Origin of the sequence: Flavobacterium sp. PL02 (genome assembly GCF_035013205.1) — a bacterium.
GTDB lineage: Bacteria > Bacteroidota > Bacteroidia > Flavobacteriales > Flavobacteriaceae > Flavobacterium.
This window is the reverse complement of record NZ_JAYGJP010000001.1, coordinates 831,719-852,012: the sequence shown is the minus strand read 5'-3', so window position 1 is coordinate 852,012 and position 20,294 is coordinate 831,719. Positions and strand designations below refer to the sequence as shown.

Annotated in this window: 16 protein-coding genes; 2 read left to right on the top strand and 14 right to left on the bottom strand. The window is 32.4% G+C overall.

Translation table 11 applies throughout. The features are described from left to right. Positions 1-6: 6 nt before the first annotated feature. Together SHI72_RS03575 and mnmA are read right to left on the bottom strand one after the other, a co-directional pair. Complete coding sequence (locus SHI72_RS03575) at positions 7-1,620, bottom strand: S8 family serine peptidase (RefSeq protein WP_323489076.1); 1,614 nt, start codon at positions 1,618-1,620, stop codon at positions 7-9. Between the two features lie 48 nt (positions 1,621-1,668). Next, the gene (mnmA, locus tag SHI72_RS03570) at positions 1,669-2,856 is read right to left on the bottom strand and encodes a tRNA 2-thiouridine(34) synthase MnmA (RefSeq protein WP_039112723.1); all 1,188 of its coding nucleotides are present in this window, start codon (positions 2,854-2,856) and stop codon (positions 1,669-1,671) included. Between the two features lie 144 nt (positions 2,857-3,000). On the opposite strand from mnmA, the gene SHI72_RS03565 reads away from it, so the two are divergent. Further along, positions 3,001-4,881 (top strand): PEP/pyruvate-binding domain-containing protein, encoded by a 1,881-nt coding sequence (locus tag SHI72_RS03565; protein WP_323489075.1) that lies wholly within the window; start codon positions 3,001-3,003, stop codon positions 4,879-4,881. A 334-nt stretch (positions 4,882-5,215) separates the two neighbouring features. On the opposite strand, the gene SHI72_RS03560 is transcribed toward SHI72_RS03565, so the two are convergent. From SHI72_RS03560 to SHI72_RS03510, 11 genes are all read right to left on the bottom strand, one after another. Continuing rightward, positions 5,216-5,773: a DUF4956 domain-containing protein gene (locus tag SHI72_RS03560; protein ID WP_323489074.1), complete on the bottom strand. Its 558-nt coding sequence runs from the start codon at positions 5,771-5,773 to the stop codon at positions 5,216-5,218. A gap of 47 nt (positions 5,774-5,820) precedes the next feature. Continuing rightward, positions 5,821-6,546: a toxin-antitoxin system YwqK family antitoxin gene (locus tag SHI72_RS03555; RefSeq protein ID WP_039117109.1), complete on the bottom strand. Its 726-nt coding sequence runs from the start codon at positions 6,544-6,546 to the stop codon at positions 5,821-5,823. Between the two features lie 101 nt (positions 6,547-6,647). Then, complete coding sequence (yidC, locus tag SHI72_RS03550) at positions 6,648-8,561, bottom strand: membrane protein insertase YidC (RefSeq protein WP_086894241.1); 1,914 nt, start codon at positions 8,559-8,561, stop codon at positions 6,648-6,650. 66 nt (positions 8,562-8,627) lie between these two features. Then, positions 8,628-10,241: a CTP synthase gene (locus SHI72_RS03545; RefSeq protein WP_039112574.1), complete on the bottom strand. Its 1,614-nt coding sequence runs from the start codon at positions 10,239-10,241 to the stop codon at positions 8,628-8,630. Between the two features lie 984 nt (positions 10,242-11,225). Next, positions 11,226-11,642 (bottom strand): DUF4190 domain-containing protein, encoded by a 417-nt coding sequence (locus tag SHI72_RS03540; RefSeq protein WP_052249930.1) that lies wholly within the window; start codon positions 11,640-11,642, stop codon positions 11,226-11,228. Positions 11,643-11,834: 192 nt separating this feature from the next. Then, positions 11,835-12,092 carry a hypothetical protein gene (locus tag SHI72_RS03535; RefSeq protein ID WP_123912078.1) on the bottom strand — a complete coding sequence of 86 codons (258 nt, stop codon included), beginning with the start codon at positions 12,090-12,092 and terminating at the stop codon, positions 11,835-11,837. Between the two features lie 58 nt (positions 12,093-12,150). Then, positions 12,151-12,387 carry a DUF3820 family protein gene (locus SHI72_RS03530; RefSeq protein ID WP_039112721.1) on the bottom strand — a complete coding sequence of 79 codons (237 nt, stop codon included), beginning with the start codon at positions 12,385-12,387 and terminating at the stop codon, positions 12,151-12,153. 213 nt (positions 12,388-12,600) lie between these two features. Continuing rightward, positions 12,601-14,529 carry a glucosamine-6-phosphate deaminase gene (nagB, locus tag SHI72_RS03525; protein WP_323489073.1) on the bottom strand — a complete coding sequence of 643 codons (1,929 nt, stop codon included), beginning with the start codon at positions 14,527-14,529 and terminating at the stop codon, positions 12,601-12,603. Between the two features lie 44 nt (positions 14,530-14,573). Further along, positions 14,574-15,956 (bottom strand): glucose/galactose MFS transporter, encoded by a 1,383-nt coding sequence (gene gluP, locus SHI72_RS03520; RefSeq protein ID WP_039111038.1) that lies wholly within the window; start codon positions 15,954-15,956, stop codon positions 14,574-14,576. A gap of 182 nt (positions 15,957-16,138) precedes the next feature. Next, entirely contained in the window at positions 16,139-17,014 is an 876-nt protein-coding gene (locus tag SHI72_RS03515) for a sugar phosphate nucleotidyltransferase (protein ID WP_039111039.1), read from the bottom strand. Between the two features lie 27 nt (positions 17,015-17,041). Continuing rightward, positions 17,042-18,118, bottom strand: coding sequence for a mevalonate kinase (locus SHI72_RS03510; RefSeq protein WP_039111040.1), 1,077 nt, complete (start codon positions 18,116-18,118; stop codon positions 17,042-17,044). 402 nt (positions 18,119-18,520) lie between these two features. On the opposite strand from SHI72_RS03510, the gene SHI72_RS03505 reads away from it, so the two are divergent. Beyond that, complete coding sequence (locus SHI72_RS03505) at positions 18,521-19,561, top strand: LacI family DNA-binding transcriptional regulator (protein ID WP_039111041.1); 1,041 nt, start codon at positions 18,521-18,523, stop codon at positions 19,559-19,561. Between the two features lies 1 nt (position 19,562). Here SHI72_RS03505 and SHI72_RS03500 read toward each other — a convergent pair whose 3' ends face one another. Further along, on the bottom strand, positions 19,563-20,213 hold the full coding sequence (locus SHI72_RS03500) for a sugar-binding protein (RefSeq protein ID WP_323489072.1): 651 nt from the start codon (positions 20,211-20,213) through the stop codon (positions 19,563-19,565). Between the last annotated feature and the right edge of the window lie 81 nt (positions 20,214-20,294).

The window sequence follows — 20,294 nt, the reverse complement described above, 5'->3', positions numbered from 1 at the left end:
TGCCAATTATTGTTTTATAATTTTACCTGTTTTATGCAGGTTATTTGCGTCTAAAGTATAAAAATAAATCCCAGAATGTAATGATTGTAATGAAACCGTCGAAGCCTCATTTGTAATTTGCTTTTCCAGTACCTTTTGTCCAAGAATAGAATATACCGTTACAAACGCTTCATTAATGCCATTGGATAAAGTAAAGAAAATATCAGAATCAGTTGGGTTAGGATATAGTAAAAAATCAATATTTTCATTCGATTTTACACTTAAAGCATTATTTAATGCCAAACTAAAATCAGGGATTCCGTAGCCAAATTGTGGATTAGGAGAAGCATATCTATCTGCAGATTGCAAAACCAATTGTCTAATTTGCTGATTCGTTTTATTCGGGAAAGCCTGCCATAAACAAGCAATTGTTCCAGCCATTATGGGGCATGAAAAAGAAGTTCCGTTTGTTGTACCAATATTTCCTGAAACATCCGATACCACAGCAGCCGTACCTTGAGCCATAACATCAGGTTTAATTCTCTGGTCATAACTAGGGCCAATAGAACTAAAATAAGATAAATTCTTGGTAGCAGTCACCGAACCTACAGTAATTACAGATGCAGCATCGGCTGGGCCTCCAATATGTTTTTCTGCAGTATCTCCTTCATTTCCAGCAGATGCAACCACAATCATACCTCTGCTAAAAGCGATTTCAGCTCCTCGCGAAATAAAATTAGTTGTACCATTCATATCGCTATATGTATGGCTATAATTTGCATTATCATATCCAAAATATCCTAAAGAAGTTGTGATAATATCAGCCCCTAACCTATCTGCCTCTTCTGCAGCTTCGACCCAAAGAGATTCCTCTACAGGATTCTCTGAGTTATCATCTTCAGTAATAAACAAATAATAGGAAGCATCGGGAGCAGTACCAACCAACGCATTAACTTTATATCCTCCCATAGTCGACAAAACTTCGGTACCATGAGAAACACCGGTATAAAAATCTGGATTTCTTAAAACGTAATTATAACCACCTAAAATCTTGTTATTATCTCTTAAACGCTGAAAAGTACTTGCGGTATTAACGCCTGGAAAACCCGCATCGAGAACAGCTATTATTTTGCCAGCACCGGTATAATCTTGTTGATGCAAGATATGTCCGTTAAGCATTTGAATCTGGTTTGCAGAAGTCCCATAAGAATAGTTCACAGCAGTTTTAAGCTCTTTATCTGTTACTTCAACCTTATCCGAAGTTACTTTTCTCCCAGTAAGATTCAATGATTTATTTGCAAAATCAACTTTAGATACAAACGATAATAGCTTTAGATTATTGATATTAGCTTGTGTTCCTCGAATATGCATTGCATTCAACCACTTCGATTTTGCCATAACAGTTATTCCTGTACTAGCTTGTACCTGATTAACATAAGCTGTTTCGATAGGAATATCTTTAAAATCTAAAGCAATATTCTGATTGGTTCTTCTATCCAAAGCTCTTTGCGAAAGCATCGATAAAGGATTATCATAATAGGTTTGAGAATTGGGTTTTGCATTAAAATAAACCCATGCTTCTTCTTGCGAAAAACTCGCTGCCGAAATGAATAATAAGAGAATTATGAAATATCTTTTCATAGGATACTTTTTTAGATAAGGTTAAACCTTCCGTAAAAAAGTACTAATCTAAGAAATTACTCCCGAACCAACTAATTCATTATCTAAATACCAAGCAACAAATTGTCCTTCGGTTATAGCCGATTGTGGCTCATCAAAATGAACATACATTCCACCTTCAAATTGGTGCAAAGTAGCTTTTTGTAAAGGCTGGCGATAACGAATTCTTGCCATTACCTCCATTTGTTCTCCATTTTTTAAAGCTAAATCGGTACGAATCCAGTGTACTTCAGATTTTTCTATAAACAATGCTTTCTTGAATAAACCAGGATGCTGACTCGTTAAACCAGTATAAATAGTATTAGTTTCAACGTCGGTTGCAATAATAAATAACGGATCAGTTGTTCCGCCCACATTAAGTCCTTTTCGCTGACCTGTAGTAAAATAATGTGCTCCTTGATGTTTTCCAACTACTTTACCCATTTTTGGAGTGTAAAGTAATTTCTTAGCTTCAAGTTCTAATTCTTTTTCAAGAGATAAATCTTCTGATTTCTCAGCATTATATATTGGATCATTTTTATCAATCTGAACAATTAAACCATCTTTAGGTTGCAGTTTTTGTTGTAAAAATTCTGGCAAACGTACTTTCCCAATGAAACATAATCCTTGTGAATCTTTCTTTTCGGCAGTAACCAAATCCATTTCAGCAGCAATTTCGCGTACTTCTGGTTTGGTCAATTCTCCAATAGGAAACAACGATTTAGACAATTGTTCTTGCGACAATTGACACAAGAAATAAGATTGATCTTTATTGGTATCAGCTCCCGCAATAAGTTGGTATACTTTTTCGCCGTTAACTTCGATTTCCGTTTTTTGGCAATAATGTCCTGTTGCCACATAATCGGCTCCAAGACTTAATGCAATTTTCATGAAAACATCAAATTTAATCTCACGATTACACAGCACATCAGGGTTTGGTGTGCGTCCTTTTTCATATTCGTTGAACATATAGTCAACGATTTTTTCTTTGTATTCTTCGCTTAAATCAACAGTTTGAAAAGGAATCCCTAGTTTTTCGGCTACCAATAATGCATCATTACTATCTTCTAACCAAGGGCATTCGTTAGAAATAGTAACCGAATCGTCATGCCAATTCTTCATAAAAAGGCCAATAACCTCATATCCTTGTTGTTGCAACAAGTAAGCCGCAACACTAGAATCAACACCTCCGGAAAGTCCTACTACAACACGTTTCATATATTCGAAATCTAAAAAAAATTATTTTGCAAAGTTAATCCATAATTGCAGATAATAACTATTGTTTCCATTAGTTTATGCAATTGGGTAGTAGATAAAAGTTATTGCAATTTTTGTTTATATTTAATACTCAAATTAATTGCTATGAAAAAGTGTATTTATACCATTATTTGCTTTGCAATAATTACCACTTTTTATGCTCAAAATTATGTTTCAAAATTACCAAACTACGAAGCATACAAGGCATTTAGAGGAAAGCCGCTATCTGATAAATTCTCTAATATCGAATCGGTTAAAATTATTTATGACCTTAAAAGCAAAAAGATATACTATTTCAATAGTACATTAATTAAACTCCATTATGATTTTGTGGTTGATTATTTAGGCTATAGTAAAGAATTAGAAATCTTTAATCGTGATAATTATAGCAATACCGACAAAAACAGAAACTATCTACTTGGGAATCTTAACCACATAAAAGGAACCGAAAAATGGATTTTTGAACTGGCAGCTTCTGATCATATGCCAATTCCACTGATTGAGCAGTTTTACAACCTCATTACCGAAACTAGTTTTATTGAAAAAAACCTAAAATTCTATCTGAATAACCGAGAGAATATCGATTTATACGAATTAGGTGAATTTAAAATTCCTTGTGTAAAATCCGATTATATCTTTAATGAACTTAAATACCAAGAAGTCGTTTCAGGAAAGAATGTTGGTATTTTAAAAATGTACCGAACTAAAGATTTAGAAAAGATAAAACCCAACAAAGACGAGATTATTATTCTAGACGGAACACCAGAAATCCTACCAAATGTAAGAGGAATTATTGTAAATGAATTACAAACTCCTCTGAGTCATTTAGTCATATTAGGAAAGAACCGAAAGATTCCGATTATGGCTTATACCGAAGTTTTAAAGGACAACAAAATCACAAGTTTGATTGGCAAAAAAGTAGAACTAAAAATTGCTATTGATACCTTTTACATTAGTGAAACTACCAAGAAAATAGCCGAGAAACCAATATCTAAAAAGAAAAAACTAGTCGTAGATAATTCGGTTACAGAACTAGTTGATTTATCCAGCATTCCAAAAAATGGTGTAAATTATATTGGTGCAAAAGCGCAAAATCTGGCTTATCTAATTGCTATTGCAAAAGAAACCCCTTTTAAAACACCAGAGAATGCTAATGCGATTCCGTTTTATTATTACACAAAACACATTCAGAATAAAAGTATTTCACCATTAATAAAAGAGCTTTTAGATAATCCGCATAAGGACTCCGCACAATGGATAAACAATCAATTGAAAAGGATTCGAACTGCGATTAAAAAAGAACCCATCGACAATGTATTGATTACTAAACTAAATGAAAAATTAGGAAAACAAACTGATTTTAAGAATTTCAGATTTCGTTCTTCTACTAATGCCGAAGATATAGCTGGATTTAATGGTGCAGGCTTATATGAGTCTAAAACCGGAATTCTGGGAGACACTATTAAAACATTCGAAAAAGCAATTAAGCAAGTTTGGGCAAGCGTATGGAATGAAAGTTCGTATTGGGAACGTGAACTCTTTGGCATTGACCAACAAAATATTGCGATGGGAGTTCTCGTTCATCGTTCGTTTCCAGATGAACTGGCAAACGGCGTTATTATTACTAAGAATATCTTTAGAGAAAGTCTACCAGGAATTACGGTAAACATTCAAAAAGGAGAAAACTCAGTTGTAAAACCAGAAAAAGGAGAAGTTTGCGAACAATTTGTAGTTTATAATTTTACTTTCGATGAAGCTAAAGATCCCGATTTTGATGTCGATTTTACTTCTAATTCAAATTTAAATGACAATAAGCCTTTGCTAACGAAAAAGGAGATCAATAACCTTTATTTAGTTAGCAAAAAGATAGAAAGCAAAATGTCCCGTTATTGGAAAAATTCAAGTAGCGCTATCGACATGGAATTTAAGATTGTAAACCAAAGCAGGGATTTATATATAAAACAAGTCCGTCCCTTTAATGATTAGCTTTCACCATTTTTTTACCATTTTTCACCATTAAGAGATTAAGAAAAATTAAGTTTTCATAAATCTCTCGCAAAGTTTACCCTAAATATTGTCTTTTCGACGAAGGAGAAATCTCCACGGGTAGCTCGACAATTTAAGAAAAGAAAAAAACTGTGAGTCAGTTTCTTGCGGAGATTTCTCCTTCGTCGAAAAGACAAGTTTGAGATTGTTTTGTGTAAAGCTAAAGTCCTTACTCTCTTGCATTGCGTATTTACTAAATTTTTAAAGCTTGACTTAATTTTTCTTAATCTCTTAATGGTAAAACCTTTTTTAAAAACCTTTATTTTAATAAAAATCAATACAAAACTGTTACGTCAATTTCTTTTGTTACGGTATTTATGGTAATGATTTTGAAATCGAAATTTTCTATATTAATTTGTGTTTGAATTAATTGTCGAATATCTTGATTATTCAAAGAAAAGTCATCTCCCAGGCTTACTTTCACATCAACCGTGTTAAGATATCTCGATGCTTTTTTGTTTACTAAAACGGAAGCTATAATGTAAAAACCAATGATTATTAACTGAAAGAAAAGCAACACTTCTATTTTTTCAAATGGATACATAATATCCAAAATAGAAAGTGTAATTGTAGCAAACAAAAAGATTATTGCATTTACAGTAAAGGTTTGGGTTCTAAATCTTAGAATAGAAAAAATCGCAAATAAGCCAAAGCCAATCCCAACTCCTATTTCGATTCTTGTAAATAAATAACATAAGGAAAAAGTACATAACCCAACAATAACCATTAATGGATTAATTGTTTCATTATCTTTTCTATTCGAAAAAAAGTATAAAATCAGAATTGAAAAAAACAATAATACAAACCTTCCGAAAAGTTCTTGTAAATCCATATGAATCTATTAGTTAAGACTCAAATTTAACAAATTTATCTATTGTTTTATTTTTTTTTCTTCTCGACTTTATCAGCTGTTTTGTTTGCATTTTTCGGATCGCTCATATTGATTTCTTTTACTAGTTTTCCTTTTTCGAAAAATTGCCAGTTACCCGATTTTTTACCATTTAAAAACATCCCTTTTGAAGCAACAGTTCCATCAGCATTATTAAAAATGGCTTCTCCGTTATATTCGTTGTTTTTATAATACAACTGTTCTAAGACAGTTCCATTTTCCGCATATCTTTTATAAGGACCATCTTTTATACCGTCTTTATAATTCATTTCTTCAGCAATTTTCCCATTTGGATAAAAAACCGAACGCAAACCGTTTAACTTCCCTTTTCTGTAATTCTCGATTGTCATAACAGTTGGAGAAGCTTGGTGATAATATTTCCACTCTCCTTCAAAAAGCTTATTAACTACTTTACCCTCGCTAACTTTATTCTTACTCTGATCATAAAAAATAGTATAAGCACTCCCATCATTAGCACTAAAATCTCTCGTTGCAATTACACTAGCAGCTTTGGTATCATCATAAAACTTAAAGATACCTGTTTCCTTACCGTGACTAAAAGTTCCTTCGTAACGAGGTCTTTTTGATTCTTCATAAATCCCTTTCCAAAGTCCATCTTTTTTTCCATCTGCATCGAGCTTATTCAAGTTTGCCTGAGCATTTATAAAAAAAGCATTCAACAAAAGCAATCCGAGTATTATTCTTTTACAAATCATTTTATCTTCTATTTAAAACCTTAACGAAATAGTGTATTATAAATTATACGTGTATAAAAAAATCCCGATAAATCGAGATTTTTTTATTTTTAACAAGTATATTATTTTTTGCCTTTGGCAGCTTTAGCAGCTTCTTGTTGCTCCATAACTTCTTGTAAACGTCTTTGGAACTTACCTTGTTTTTTAGGCTCTTTTAATTTGTTTTCTTGTATTTGAGCGTGAATTTTATCACTATCTACAATGTAGTTTTTAATTACAAACATAATTCCGATTGTAATTAAGTTAGAGATAAAGTTATATAAACTCAAACCTGCTCCGTAAGAGTTGAAGAATATCAACATCATAAGTGGAGAAACATAAATCATGATTTTCATCATCTTAGCCATATCCGGCATACCTTCTTGCTGCGGAGCTGCCATTTGTTGGTCACCAGATGTCATTTTCATGTAAAAGAAAATCGCAATTGCTGCCAATATCGGGAACAAACTAATATGATCTCCGTACATTGGGATATGAAATGGAAGTTTCACTACTGAGTCAAATGAAGATAAATCGTCTGCCCAAAGGAAGCTTTTTTGTCTTAACTCAAAAGCTGATGGGAAAAACTGGAACGAAGCATACATAAACGGTAGTTGTATCAAGGCTGGAATACATCCCGCCATTGGGTTTACTCCTGCTTTATTATACAGCTTCATTGTTTCTTGCTGTTTCTTCATTGGGTCTTTCTTGAACTTTTCTCCCAACTCAGTAATTTCTGGTCGTAACACTTTCATTTTTGCCTGAGACAAGAATGATTTATAAGTAATTGGCGACATCGCAATTTTTATTATAATTGTAAAAACAATAATAGCAATACCTAATGACAATCCAATTGTAGAACTCAAGAATCCGAATAACGGAATAAAAATAAATTTATTAATCCATCCGAAGATACCCCAACCTAATGGAATAATTTTCTCGAAATTATTATCGTATGATTTTAATGTTTTATAATCAGCTGGTCCAAAATACCAACTCATTTTATAATCAACTTCTCCGTTTGAAAAAGCTAAAGGAACTGTTGCTTTAAATTGTTTTATATAATTAGTATCTATTTTTTCATCTTTTACTAAATCATCAGATTGTAATCTTGATTTTTCGAATGGCTTATCTGTAGATAAAATAGTGGTAAAAAAGTGTTGTTTGAAAGCTATATAACTTACTTTTTCAGGTGTTTCTTCTTTCCCTACGCCGTTAGGACTTACATAATCGTACTTTTTATCTCCATACTCAAAAAAGATTTCAGCAAAACGTTTTTCTATAGAAACGCTTTTTTCATTTCTATTCGTTTTTAAATCCCAAACTAAATCTAATGGTTTAGATGAATTCAAAACTTTGTTCAATCCTTGAGAACGAATATCAAAACCAACTAAATATTCGTTTGGTTTTAGCACATATTTGTACTCTAAAAATTCATTTGCTCCAGCTTTTAAACGCATAGATAATATTTGATCCTCTCCATTTTTAGTTAATGTAGGTTCAAAATATAAGTCTTTTGAATTTAAAGTTCTGTTGTCAGTTGTTTGCAACTGAATATTTAAATGAGCATTGTTGTCTTTAATCAACTCTACTAATTGTCCTGAATTTTTCTCGAATCTTTTGAATCCTTTTAATGTAGCTTCTACTATATAACCACCTTTATTAGCGATTTTCAGTATAATCTTTTCATTTTCGATAGTTGTATAAGCATCTTTAGCAGAAGGAAGCGTAGCTGAATAAGCAAATCCACCTAATGTTTTTTGCAATTTTGCTAATTGCACTGTATCTCCAGGAGTTGCTGCAACTGGCAAGACTGCAGTTTTAGCAGTAGTAGCTTCTTTAGCTTGAGCTTCTTGTTTTGCAACTAATTCTTTCTTGGCTTTTTCTGCAGCAATAGTAGCTTCAGATGGTTTATTTTGATACATTATCCAAATCAAAATACCAAAAATCAATATAAAACCAATAATTGAATTGAGATCAAATTTTTTTTCTTCCATTGTAATTTTTATTCAAGTTTTATGTTTGCGTTTCTCCTGTTTTTTAGAAACTTATACAAATACGTATTATTTTTTATGAGCCGTTACCGCAGCGGCTATAAAATTCACAAAAATTGGGTGCGGATTCGCTACCGTACTTTTGTATTCTGGATGGTATTGTACACCTATAAAAAATGGGTGATCTTTTAATTCTACAATTTCTACCAATCCTGTATCAGGGTTTACTCCTGACGCTATTAATCCTGCTTTTTGTAACTCATCTACATACTGGCTGTTGTACTCGTAACGGTGACGGTGACGTTCAGAAATAGTTGTTTTACCATAAATTTTGTGTGCCAATGAATCTGGTGTAATATCGCATTTCCATGCTCCAAGACGCATTGTTCCTCCTTTATCGGTAATCGTTTTTTGCTCTTCCATTAAATTCACAACTGGATGAGCTGTTTTCTCATTCATCTCTGTTGAGTTTGCATCTGCATAACCTAAAATATTACGAGAATATTCGATTACTGACATTTGCATTCCTAGACAAATTCCGAAAAATGGAACTTTATTTTCACGCGCATAACGCACTGCTTCGATTTTTCCTTCTATTCCTCTTTCTCCAAATCCTGGAGCCACAAGAATTCCGTCTAAACCTTTCAATTTGTCTTCTATATTATCAGCATCGATAAACTCTGAATGTATAGAAACTACATTTACTTTTGTTTCATTTGAAGCTCCTGCATGTATAAATGCTTCTAAAATTGATTTGTAGCAATCTTGCATTTCTACATATTTACCAATCAAACCAATATTAATTGTATGCTTTGGATTTTTTAATCTTTTTAAGAAAGTATTCCAGTTTTTTAAATCCGGAGCCGCTTTTTTAGGTAAATCCAATTTCTTTAAAGCAACTACATCTAAGCCTTCTTCCAGCATTAAATTAGGTACTTCGTATATTGTAGATGCATCGATAGACTGGATTACAGCTTCTCTCTTAACATTACAGAACAAAGCAAGTTTGTTACGTAATTCATCTGATAATTCGTGTTCTGTTCTACAAACTAAGATATCAGCTTTTATACCGCTTTCCATCAACGTTTTTACAGAGTGTTGTGTTGGTTTTGTTTTTAACTCTCCCGCAGCAGCCAAATAAGGCACTAATGTTAAGTGTATTACAATTCCGTTATTTTCTCCCAATTCCCATACTAGCTGACGAACTGACTCTATATAAGGTAATGACTCTATATCTCCTACTGTTCCACCGATTTCGGTAATAACAATATCATAATCGCCAGATTTACCTAACAATTGCATTCTATCTTTAATTTCGTTGGTAATATGTGGTACTACTTGTACTGTTTTACCAAGAAATTCTCCTCTTCTCTCTTTTTCTATAACCGAAAGATATACTCTACCAGTAGTTACGTTATTTGCCTGTGATGTAGGAACGTTAAGAAAACGCTCGTAGTGACCTAAATCCAAATCGGTTTCGGCACCATCATCAGTCACATAACATTCTCCGTGCTCGTACGGATTTAATGTACCCGGGTCTACATTTATATACGGGTCAAATTTTTGAATAGTTGTGCGATAACCTCTTGCTTGTAACAATTTTGCTAAAGATGCTGCGATAATCCCTTTTCCTAATGAAGAAGTCACACCGCCAGTAACAAAAATATATTTCGTTTGATTCATTCTGTTGTTGTTTGTATTGTAGTTGTGTAAAAAACGTGGCAAAAATAGTGAATAAAATTGGATTATTAGAATTTTATCCTAGACTTCTTAGAATTCATAGACTTGCTTAGACATCTTGGATTTTCAGACAACTTAGACTCACTTAGATTATTAGATTACTTAGAATTTTAGACTAACTTAGATTATTAGACATCTTAGATATTTAGACTCCTTAGACTTTCTTAGATTTTAGACCTGCTTAGACTGCCTTAGACTTCTTGGATAATTGGATTGTCTAATTTTAGACTGATGAATTATAGTAATCCTAAAAAAATTTCCCAAATTATATTATTAAATTTCAAAGTCGAATATAAAAGTAATGACTCTTTATTCTGGTGATTTACATAGCATATACTCTATATGATGCGTAGCATATAACCTATATAATGTAAAAATTTAAAATCCTATATTCCTAGTAAGTCTGAAAATTCTAAGAAACCCAATAATCCGACAATACTAAAAAATCTAAGCAAGTCTAAAAAGTCTAAATATCCAAGAAGTCTGAAAACTCTAAGATGTCTAAGCAAGTCTATAAATCTAAGAAGTCTAAATTATTATCAAATTATAGAATGAAAAAATAAAAAACACAATACTGAAGAATACATCAAAAATCAATACTATTTTAAAATTAGAAAATTGAAGTATCTTATTAATGAGAAAACGTGCTATTAACTGAATAAGGAAGAATGAGAAAATTTTTAAACTATAAGGATTATAAGCAATTGCTCCTTTTAAGTTGAAATTTAGAATTTGAGAAAACGCCCTTGTTAATCCTCGACTTTTACAATAACTCAAAGGCATTCCTTCGCAAAGGGAACGTACTCCTAAATTTAAAAAAGAGGATAAATAACAATAAAAAAAGATAAACATGATTATTATAATAAAAATCTTGTTTATCCTTTTGTATGAATCAATTTCGTAAGAAGGTTTTGTTTTCACAAAAAATTATTCTTTTGGTTCTTCAACTTCAATTGAATCAGTTACTGTTTCAACGCTGTTATTTAAAGAATCCTGTAATTTTAATGTCTCTGTATGTATAGAATCTATAGTTGATCTTATTTCATTTTCATCAGATAATGATCCTGCCCAAACTGAACCTACAAAAAGTAGTACCCACATAAGTGCAAAGATAGTCCCAACAACTCCTAAAACTATTCCTGCTATTGGCATTGAGGTAGAAGCATTTCCTTTTTTGGCTTTCATGTAACCAATTATTCCAAAAATCACTGCAAGTATTCCAAAAAATACCGATATTAATCCTACACAAGGAATAAATGCTATTAGAATTGTCAATATCCCTAAAACTAAAGCGGCAGTTCCCATTCCTTGACCTGCATTTGATGATTGTAAATTGTTATCCATATCGTTTTTTATGTTAATTGCTGCAAAAATAAGAAAACACTTATGCGAAAAAGAGAGAATAAGCCAAAGTTATTAACAAATAAATGATTATCAGACTAACTTAGACTTGCTTAGAATTTTAGACTTTCTTAGACTGCTTAGACTTATTATACTATAAAGTCTTAAAGTGAAATATCAAAAATCGCAGTTTTACTAATCCCACATCATAAATAATGCGAAAATAAAACCATAAATTAAGGTAAAGAAAACCGCAATTAGTAATGCTATGATTCCTATAATAAAGCCGACTTTAGACAATGCAGTTGAAGCATTTTCGCTTTTTGCCTGAGACATTCCTATAGCTGCAAAAATCATTGTTAAAACCCCACCAATTATAGCTAGTATATAAAAACAAGGTATAAAAGCAACTATAATAGACACTATTCCTACTACTAACGCTGCAATACTCATACTTTGACCAGCATTTGATTGCCGAAAATTATTCTCCATACCTTTTTTTAGTGATTTATTATTTTAAAGGCTTTGGATATTGCTTTTTAATATTTCTAATCAGCTCTTCTAATCCGTTAAGTTTTAACTCATAGACAAGTGCTAGTTGCTGCCCTAATTCACCATTAGGAAATCCTTTATTATGATACCAAACAACATAATATTCAGGAAGTTCAATTAAGAATCGTCCTTCGTATTTTCCGAAAGGCATTTTAGTGTGAGCTAATTTTATGAGAAGTTTTTTGTCTGGTTCCATTTTTTTTTAATAAAAAAGAAGCAAGAAAAAAGAATATAGACTTATTCTCTCTTCTTGCTTCCATTGAATGCAAAGCTATTATTATTTTTCTTTTATTTTTGCCACAGGTTAAAAAAATTTTCACAGATTTAAAACTTTAAACCTTTGTTTCCCGAACCTTTGAACCTTTTCAAAAAAACTCAGAAACTTAGCAACTCAAAATCTTAGAACCTTTTAGTAATGCCATCTCACGAAAGCTTCCATTGCAGCGTAACGTGATAGACCTAATTGGTTGTATAATTCGGCTGTTTCTGCATTTCTGTCTTCTGCTCTTTGCCAGAACTCACGTGCATCTGATCCTTGGAACACAACTCCATCTTTTTGAGATTGATGTTTAAAGATTCCGTGTCTTTTTGCTAATACCTGATCTGGACTCATTGGTACTGCCATTTCTACTTCGTCAATTCCCCATTCTTGCCAAGCGCCACGGTATAACCATAACCAGCAATCATCCATAAATGATTTTGGTTTTAATCGTTTTACTGCTTCAAAAATAGCATCCAGACATACTTTGTGTGTTCCGTGTGGATCGGCTAAATCTCCTGCTGCATAGATTTGGTGTGGTTTTATTTTTTCGATTAAAGCCATTGTAAGTTGAATATCTTCTTCTCCAATTGGTTTTTTCTCGATTGTTCCTGTTTCATAAAATGGAAGTTCCATAAAATGAATTTGTTCGTCTGGCAAACCTACAAAATGACTTGTTGAACGTGCTTCTCCTTTTCTGATCAATCCTTTTATGTAACGAACTTCTGGAATATCTATCTCGCTATTCTTTTTATTGGTTAAGAAGGTTACTGCTTTTTGGTAGATATTTTCTGCTTCGGCGCTTTTGATTCCGAATTTCTCGTTGTAATCGGTAACGAATCTTGCAAAACGCAAAGCTTCATCATCAGCAACTGCAATATTCCCTGAGGTTTGGTATGCTACGTGTACTTCATGTCCTTGCTCTTGCAAACGCATGAATGTTCCTCCCATACTAATGATATCATCGTCTGGATGCGGACTGAATATCAATACTCTTTTTCTTGCTGGTTCAGCTCTTTCTGGTCGTTTGGTATCATCTGCATTTGGTTTACCTCCTGGCCATCCTGTAATGGTATTTTGTAGTTTATTAAATATCTTAATATTGATATCGTATGCTGGTCCTGAATCGGCAAGTAAATCGCTCATTCCGTTTTCGATATAATCAGCATCGGTAAGCATTAGGATTGGTTTCTTTAAGTCTAGCGCTAATCCTAAAACGGCTTTACGAGTTAATTTGTCTGTCCAAACAATTTTCTCTACTAACCATGGTCTGTTGATTCTTGTTAGTTTTGATGATGCTTCTTTGTCTAAAACAAAAACTACATTGTTATGCTCTTGCAAAAATGACGCAGGAATTCTATTAGTAACTTCTCCTTCTACAGATTTTTTTACAACATCTGCTTTTCCTTCTCCCCAAGCCAGTAGAATAACTTGTTTAGCTTCCATTATTTTTTTTACTCCAAGTGTAATAGCTGTTCTTGGTGTATTGTTTAATCCAAAAAAGTCTTTACTTGCTGCAACTCTGGTGATATGGTCTAATGCTACTAATCTTGTTTTTGAATTTTGTAATGATCCTGATTCGTTGAATCCGATATGTCCATTTGCTCCAATTCCAAGAACTTGTAGATCGATTCCGCCCAGAGCTTCTATTTTAGCTTCGTAATCTGCGCAATAATCTGCTATTTCTTCTTTTGTTAAAAGTCCGTCTGGAATATGATAATTTTCAGGTAAAATATCTACTTGATCCATCAATAATTCTTTCATGAATCTTACGTAGCTATTTACTGAATCTGGCTCCATTGGATAGTATTCGTCCAGGTTAAAAGTGATTACGTTTTTAAAACTCAATCCTTCTTCTTTGTGCAAACGTACTAGCTCAGCATATAATCCTTTTGGGGATGATCCTGTGGCTAATCCTAATACACATGATTCGTTTTTCTCTTGTTTTGACTTGATAAGTGCCGCTATTTGCTGCGCAACTGCTTTGGATGCATCGGTGGAATTCTCAAAAACTACCGTGTCAATATTTTCGAATCGTTTTTCGAAACCTGTCGCCTTATCTATGGAACTTTTTAACATTATTCGCTTCTTTTTATATTTACTTTATTTATTTATCCTGTTTTTTATTTGCGTGACCAACTTCTGTATTTATGTCCTTTGAATGCAAAAAATATAATCATTAAGTAGCATGGCACTAACATTAAATATGCTATCTGATTTCCGCTTTTAGCCGTTTTAGCAACTCCATTTGCTATATTGGCTGCATTAACACTTTCTGCCCAAGCTCCATAAATTAAAGGAAAGATTGCTCCTCCTATAATACCCATGATTAAAATTGCGCTTCCTATTTTGGTATATCCTTTTAAATCCTGTAATGCCATTGGCCATATTGCCGGCCAACAAAGTGCATTTGCAAGTCCCATTAATGCTACTAAAATAACAACTAATGGTATCGCTGGAATCCCCGAAAACTGAACTGTTATTGCAGGTGATATTACAACTATTAAAATTACTAAAATTAATCCTAAAATTCCAGATGCTTTTAATGCAGTAACTTGCGAAAGATATTTAGGTATTAATGTAATCCCTAAAACATATCCTACTACCATTGCTGACATTGTAAATGAGGTTAATTTTAAATAAAAATTACCGTCTTTACCATATACTCCCAAATGTTTTCCGAATCCTCCAATGGAATCTCCTGCTAAAACTTCGGCTGCCAGATATAGCATTAAAGTTATTACTCCTAAAACTAATTGTGGATGCTTGAAAGCATTTTTTATTTGCTTAAAAATACTTAAATGTAGTACATCACCTTCTTCATCTAAATCAATTTCTGGTAATGGTGATAGCTTAACTAAAAGTGCCAAAACCAAAATAACCAATCCCATATAAAGATATGGTGTTTGCAATTGTAATGTGAGCAAATTTAAGGCTTCTGTTTTAGAAACTTCATCTAAAAGTGCAATTTTATCTGCTGTGTATTCTTGCATATTTGATAACACCAAAGCTGTCAGGGCTAATGGGGCTATAAATCCTGCAAACTTATTTGCAATTCCTAAAACGCTAATTCTTGCTGCTGCGCTTTCTCTCGGTCCGATAACAACTACATAAGGATTTGCAGCGGTTTGCAAAATTGCTAAACCTGTTCCCATGGTAAATAATGCTAATAAAAAGAATACGAAAGTTCTTGTTGCTGCTGCTGGATAAAACATAAAAGCTCCTACTGCAATTACAATTAAGCCAAGCGAAATTCCGTTTTTATATCCTACTTTCTCGATAACCCAAGAAGATGGAATTGCCATTACAAAATAGGCAATGTAGAAAGCAAATGTTACAAAATAAGCTTGAGAAGCAGTTAACTCACAGGCTAATTCGAAAAAAGGAATTAGCGGCCCGTTAAGCCAGGTAACAAATCCTAAAATAAAAAATAATGCGGTTAAAATAACCATAGGAATAATGGTACTCCTCTGGTCTATACGTATTGCACTTTCAATCTTTGACATAGTTATTTTTTGGTTGATGGTTAATAGATTAGTTATTTTTTTTCAATCTAAAATAGCACCAACACTTTCATAATTTTTGCAAATTAATCACGGGTTGTGCGATTTTTTTGCAATACTACGACAAAAGTAGCTCAATAAGTTCTTCTTATTCCTAAATTAGATATGAAATTTTTGTTAATTTTTTATGATTCCCAGTTTAGTTCTGGGTAGTTTTTTTTAAGATATTCTTTTACTTCTGCAATATCTTCTTTGGCCGTTAAATCTGGAACATGTTCCGAAAAAGGGATTCCTAAAGCTGCATTTGGGTTGTCTTTTATTGTATTTAAAAGCACTGTAGGCAATTCTTTTTCGTCTCTTTCTGGATTAACTGGACAATTTTTTAAATAAGGATACAGCATTGCTCCATCAAATTTAAAAGCATTCATACTTACTCTTAATTTCCCTTCGGAATCTTTGTAATTTTCTAAATCGTCTGCGGTTGGTTTTTCCAGAATATCCAATAAGTGATTATTTTTATCTAGTTTGGCTATTGCAAAACGAGAAATTCTTTCGGATGGAAAATCCAATGCGTCACGGTCGTAGCCAATAAAAGCATTTGGGCTGTTAGTTTCTCTTAGCGCCAGCAAAGCTGCTGTAGAATATAAATTATCACTATTGCAAGCTGAGTAACTTTGGGTGTTCATCTCTGGATATTGTTCTACTGCCTGAAATAACGCATCGGCTGTGCCAAATGGTTTTACTCTGCCTTCGGGAATATACTGTACAGCAAATGAAATATTTAATCCATGAAAATCATTGTTTTTATCTTGATTTCCGTAGAATTCTTTAAACAAATCTCCTTGCTCTCCTATAATGATGATGATATTTTTATATCCTGCTTTTTTTGCATTTAGCAAAAGATAATCTAACAAAGGTCTTCCATTAGGACCAACTCCTATTAATCCTTTACTTCTTTCATTCGCCTGAGCGATTTCTTCTTCGGTTAAATTATTTAATACAACTTCTTTTTTCATTCGAGAAGATGCACCGCCTGCTAAAATAATTAAATTGTCATGCATAATTTGTTCTTTAAAATTTTAAAATTATTATATTACTCTTGCTCCCGGATCAACGGTTACAGTATATGCTTCTTTTGCTCCTGCTGCTAATATTGCAGCTACAACCGCATCTTCTTTTTTAGGATCTGCAATTACAACAATGCTTCCGCCTCCGCCTGAACCAACAATCTTGGCACCATAAGCTCCAGCACGTAAGGCTGCATTAATCATATCGTCGATTTTTGGTACTGTTATTTTTAATAAATCCCTCAAAACAGCATGGTGCATGTTCATTAATTCACCAATTCTAACCAAATCAAGTGTTGGTTTATCAAATTCTTTTAAAGCTTCTTTTGTATATTGATAGTTCTTTATAGCTGCTTCAAAAAACGGAATCAATCTGTCTGGCAAATAATTACGATATTTATCTATATCTTCTAATTCGGTTTTATGTAAATCAAAATCTTTAAAATTTTGCTTTATAATATCGATAGCCAATAATGCATTGCCTTTTAATTCTCCTATCAACCCAATTGTTTCTTTTGGAACTCCCGAAACACCTGTAATTAATCCTTTTAATTGTGTGCCAATTATATTGTACGAGAACGGAACGCTTGTATTAATATGAACAATATTCCCTACTCCTATACTAAAATGATCCATCATTCCGCCTGGTTCTCCATGTTCCAAAACTTCTGAAGCATACCCCATTTGCGCAATAAACTCTGGAGTAACTTCGCAATCAACTCCATAAGCTGTAATTAAAAAGTTAATCCATGCCATTAATAATGCCGATGAACTTGACGTTCCTGAATTAATCGGAATATCTCCTTTTACAGTAATATCATATCCAACTGTAGGGATACAACCGTATCTTCTTAAAACTCTCAGCGAAGAAGCGAAATAATCACGTGGTTCTAATTCTTCAAAAGTTGCATTGATATCAATGACTCTAACTTCATTAATATCCTCCATGTTTAGTTTAAAAATAGAAGTCTCATTTTCTACTGCTGTTAATTGTATATTTCTATTTATTGCACAAGCTATAACAGGTAATCCTAAATAATCCTGATGATCTCCAAAAAGGCACGTTCGTCCTGGTGCCAATGATATAATTTTCTTCACTTTTAAAATATATTAAAATACTGCAATACTGGTAATTACACTATTATTAGTTTATAAAATAGGCTTTTATTTTAGTTTTAACTTTACGAAACTAGATATTAAATTTTAATTAACCTAAGAAAAAACAAAAAATGTGCTCGAACACACTTAAATAATGTTATCGAGCACACTTATATAGATGCCTGAAAATGTTGATAAAAATCTTCTTGAAATTTATTAAGATTTTTATGTTAATTGAAATTAAGAATACCTAATTTTATATTTTTGTTTTACATTCCGTTTTTTCAGTAAATTAACCATTTATTACACAACCAAATACTTCATTACAAATAAAAAAGCCATTTACTTTATAAATATCTCCTAAAAAGAATAAATACAAAGTTTTTATATATTTGCCTCCTTATGAATAAAAAATATACGATTAAAGATATTGCTAAATTAGCAGGTGTTTCGAAAGGTACTGTTGACAGGGTTTTGCATAAAAGAGGAAAAGTTTCTCCGCTGGCTCTAGAGAAAGTAAACGAAGTTTTAAATGTAATTGATTACGAACCCAATCTTATTGCTCGAAATTTAAAGAACAATAAGATATATCATATCTGTATTTTATTACCCGATCCTCAAATCGACCCTTATTGGCTTCCTTGCATTCAAGGAATTAAAGATGCTATTCAGGAATTTAAAGCATACAATATACGTGTTGAAACATTTTACTTTAATCCCGAAAAAACAAAATCGTTTACAAACACAAACGAAACGATTATAGAGAAATCGCCAGATGCAGTTTTGCTAGCTCCTTTATTTCATAAGGAAACATTAGATGCTATAAAAAAATACGATTCTTTAAATATTATTGTAAATACATTTAATAATCAGGTAGAATCTACTTTAATCAAAAATTTTGTAGGGCAAGATTTGTTTAGAAGTGGTCGTGTAGCAGCCAAATTATTAAATACAATTATAGATAAAGGCCAAATTGCAATTATACACATTGATGAAACTTACAAGAATGCAATTCACATGCAGGAAAAAGAAAGAGGTTTTAGAAATTATTTTAGCGAAAAAGAAAACCTTAATTATAAGATTACAACATTAAAACTAAAAAGCCCGAATGTTGAAGTCACTCTAAAAAACTTCATCAATGAAAATCCAGATTTATCTGGTGTTTTTATTACTACATCCAGAGCATATCAAATAGCCAAGACAATTAACGAGGTTAAGGATAGAAAAATTCGAATTATTGGTTATGACTTAATCGATGAGAATGTAAATAATCTAAATCTTGGCGTAATTGATTTTTTAATTCATCAAAACCAAAAAAGACAAGCATATCTTGGCATAACATATCTTGTAGAGCATTTCCTTTTTCATAAAGAAACACCTGCTGTTACGCTCTTACCTATTGATATTATTAACTCCGAAAATGCCGATTTTTATCTGGAATAATCTAGTTTTTCAAGGTTAAAATTCCAAATGATGATGCAATATGAAAATTAGGCGTTTCGGTAACAGGATCCACCCAAGTTATCCAAGTGGGTTCATAATCGGAATCATTGGTTTTAGAATACTTGGCTCTAAAAATTCCAGTTTCGATTTGATTGTTCTTTATTAAATTAAGCTTCTTTAAGGATGCAATACGTATTGCGCCTTCTACAACAAAAGAATCCTTATTTACAGATGATTTAACTAATAAATCATCTTTTGGCCAAGACCAGTCAAAATTAAGATTCTTATCAGGATACGCTATAAAATCCATTACTCTGGCTGCGGTATCAATCTCCATACAATAATACGGATTAAGCGAACTGTCTGGTCTAAAAAAGAGCTCTACCCTATCGGAATTATTGATACTATCAATACTATCATCTTTCTTTTCTATATGAATTTCAGAATCATAAACGGTAAAACAAAAAAACAATTGCTCAGCATCCCATAAGGCTTTAAACTCGATTCGGGAAACCGCTTTAGAATCCCAAGGCGAACAAAAATCATCCAGGATAATTGCTGTTTTCCATAAATCAGAATCGCCTTTTCCGGATACAATTAATTGGTTTGCAGCTATTGACTTTACTTCGTAATTCTTAATTCCCTGATTCATATTGTTCTTCAATTATCGTTTTGATAGCATTTTTTCAATAATACAAATATAATGTGCTCGAACACATTTTACAATACTTTT

What these genes read in the sequence shown, in the direction of transcription:
- SHI72_RS03575 (WP_323489076.1), bottom strand. Translation starts at nt 1,620, where the DNA reads ATGAAAAGATATTTCATAATTCTCTTATTATTCATTTCGGCAGCGAGT.
- mnmA (WP_039112723.1), bottom strand. Translation starts at nt 2,856, where the DNA reads ATGAAACGTGTTGTAGTAGGACTTTCCGGAGGTGTTGATTCTAGTGTT.
- SHI72_RS03565 (WP_323489075.1), top strand. Translation starts at nt 3,001, where the DNA reads ATGAAAAAGTGTATTTATACCATTATTTGCTTTGCAATAATTACCACT.
- SHI72_RS03560 (WP_323489074.1), bottom strand. Translation starts at nt 5,773, where the DNA reads ATGGATTTACAAGAACTTTTCGGAAGGTTTGTATTATTGTTTTTTTCA.
- SHI72_RS03555 (WP_039117109.1), bottom strand. Translation starts at nt 6,546, where the DNA reads ATGATTTGTAAAAGAATAATACTCGGATTGCTTTTGTTGAATGCTTTT.
- yidC (WP_086894241.1), bottom strand. Translation starts at nt 8,561, where the DNA reads ATGGAAGAAAAAAAATTTGATCTCAATTCAATTATTGGTTTTATATTG.
- SHI72_RS03545 (WP_039112574.1), bottom strand. Translation starts at nt 10,241, where the DNA reads ATGAATCAAACGAAATATATTTTTGTTACTGGCGGTGTGACTTCTTCA.
- SHI72_RS03540 (WP_052249930.1), bottom strand. Translation starts at nt 11,642, where the DNA reads ATGGATAACAATTTACAATCATCAAATGCAGGTCAAGGAATGGGAACT.
- SHI72_RS03535 (WP_123912078.1), bottom strand. Translation starts at nt 12,092, where the DNA reads ATGAGTATTGCAGCGTTAGTAGTAGGAATAGTGTCTATTATAGTTGCT.
- SHI72_RS03530 (WP_039112721.1), bottom strand. Translation starts at nt 12,387, where the DNA reads ATGGAACCAGACAAAAAACTTCTCATAAAATTAGCTCACACTAAAATG.
- nagB (WP_323489073.1), bottom strand. Translation starts at nt 14,529, where the DNA reads ATGTTAAAAAGTTCCATAGATAAGGCGACAGGTTTCGAAAAACGATTC.
- gluP (WP_039111038.1), bottom strand. Translation starts at nt 15,956, where the DNA reads ATGTCAAAGATTGAAAGTGCAATACGTATAGACCAGAGGAGTACCATT.
- SHI72_RS03515 (WP_039111039.1), bottom strand. Translation starts at nt 17,014, where the DNA reads ATGCATGACAATTTAATTATTTTAGCAGGCGGTGCATCTTCTCGAATG.
- SHI72_RS03505 (WP_039111041.1), top strand. Translation starts at nt 18,521, where the DNA reads ATGAATAAAAAATATACGATTAAAGATATTGCTAAATTAGCAGGTGTT.
- SHI72_RS03500 (WP_323489072.1), bottom strand. Translation starts at nt 20,213, where the DNA reads ATGAATCAGGGAATTAAGAATTACGAAGTAAAGTCAATAGCTGCAAAC.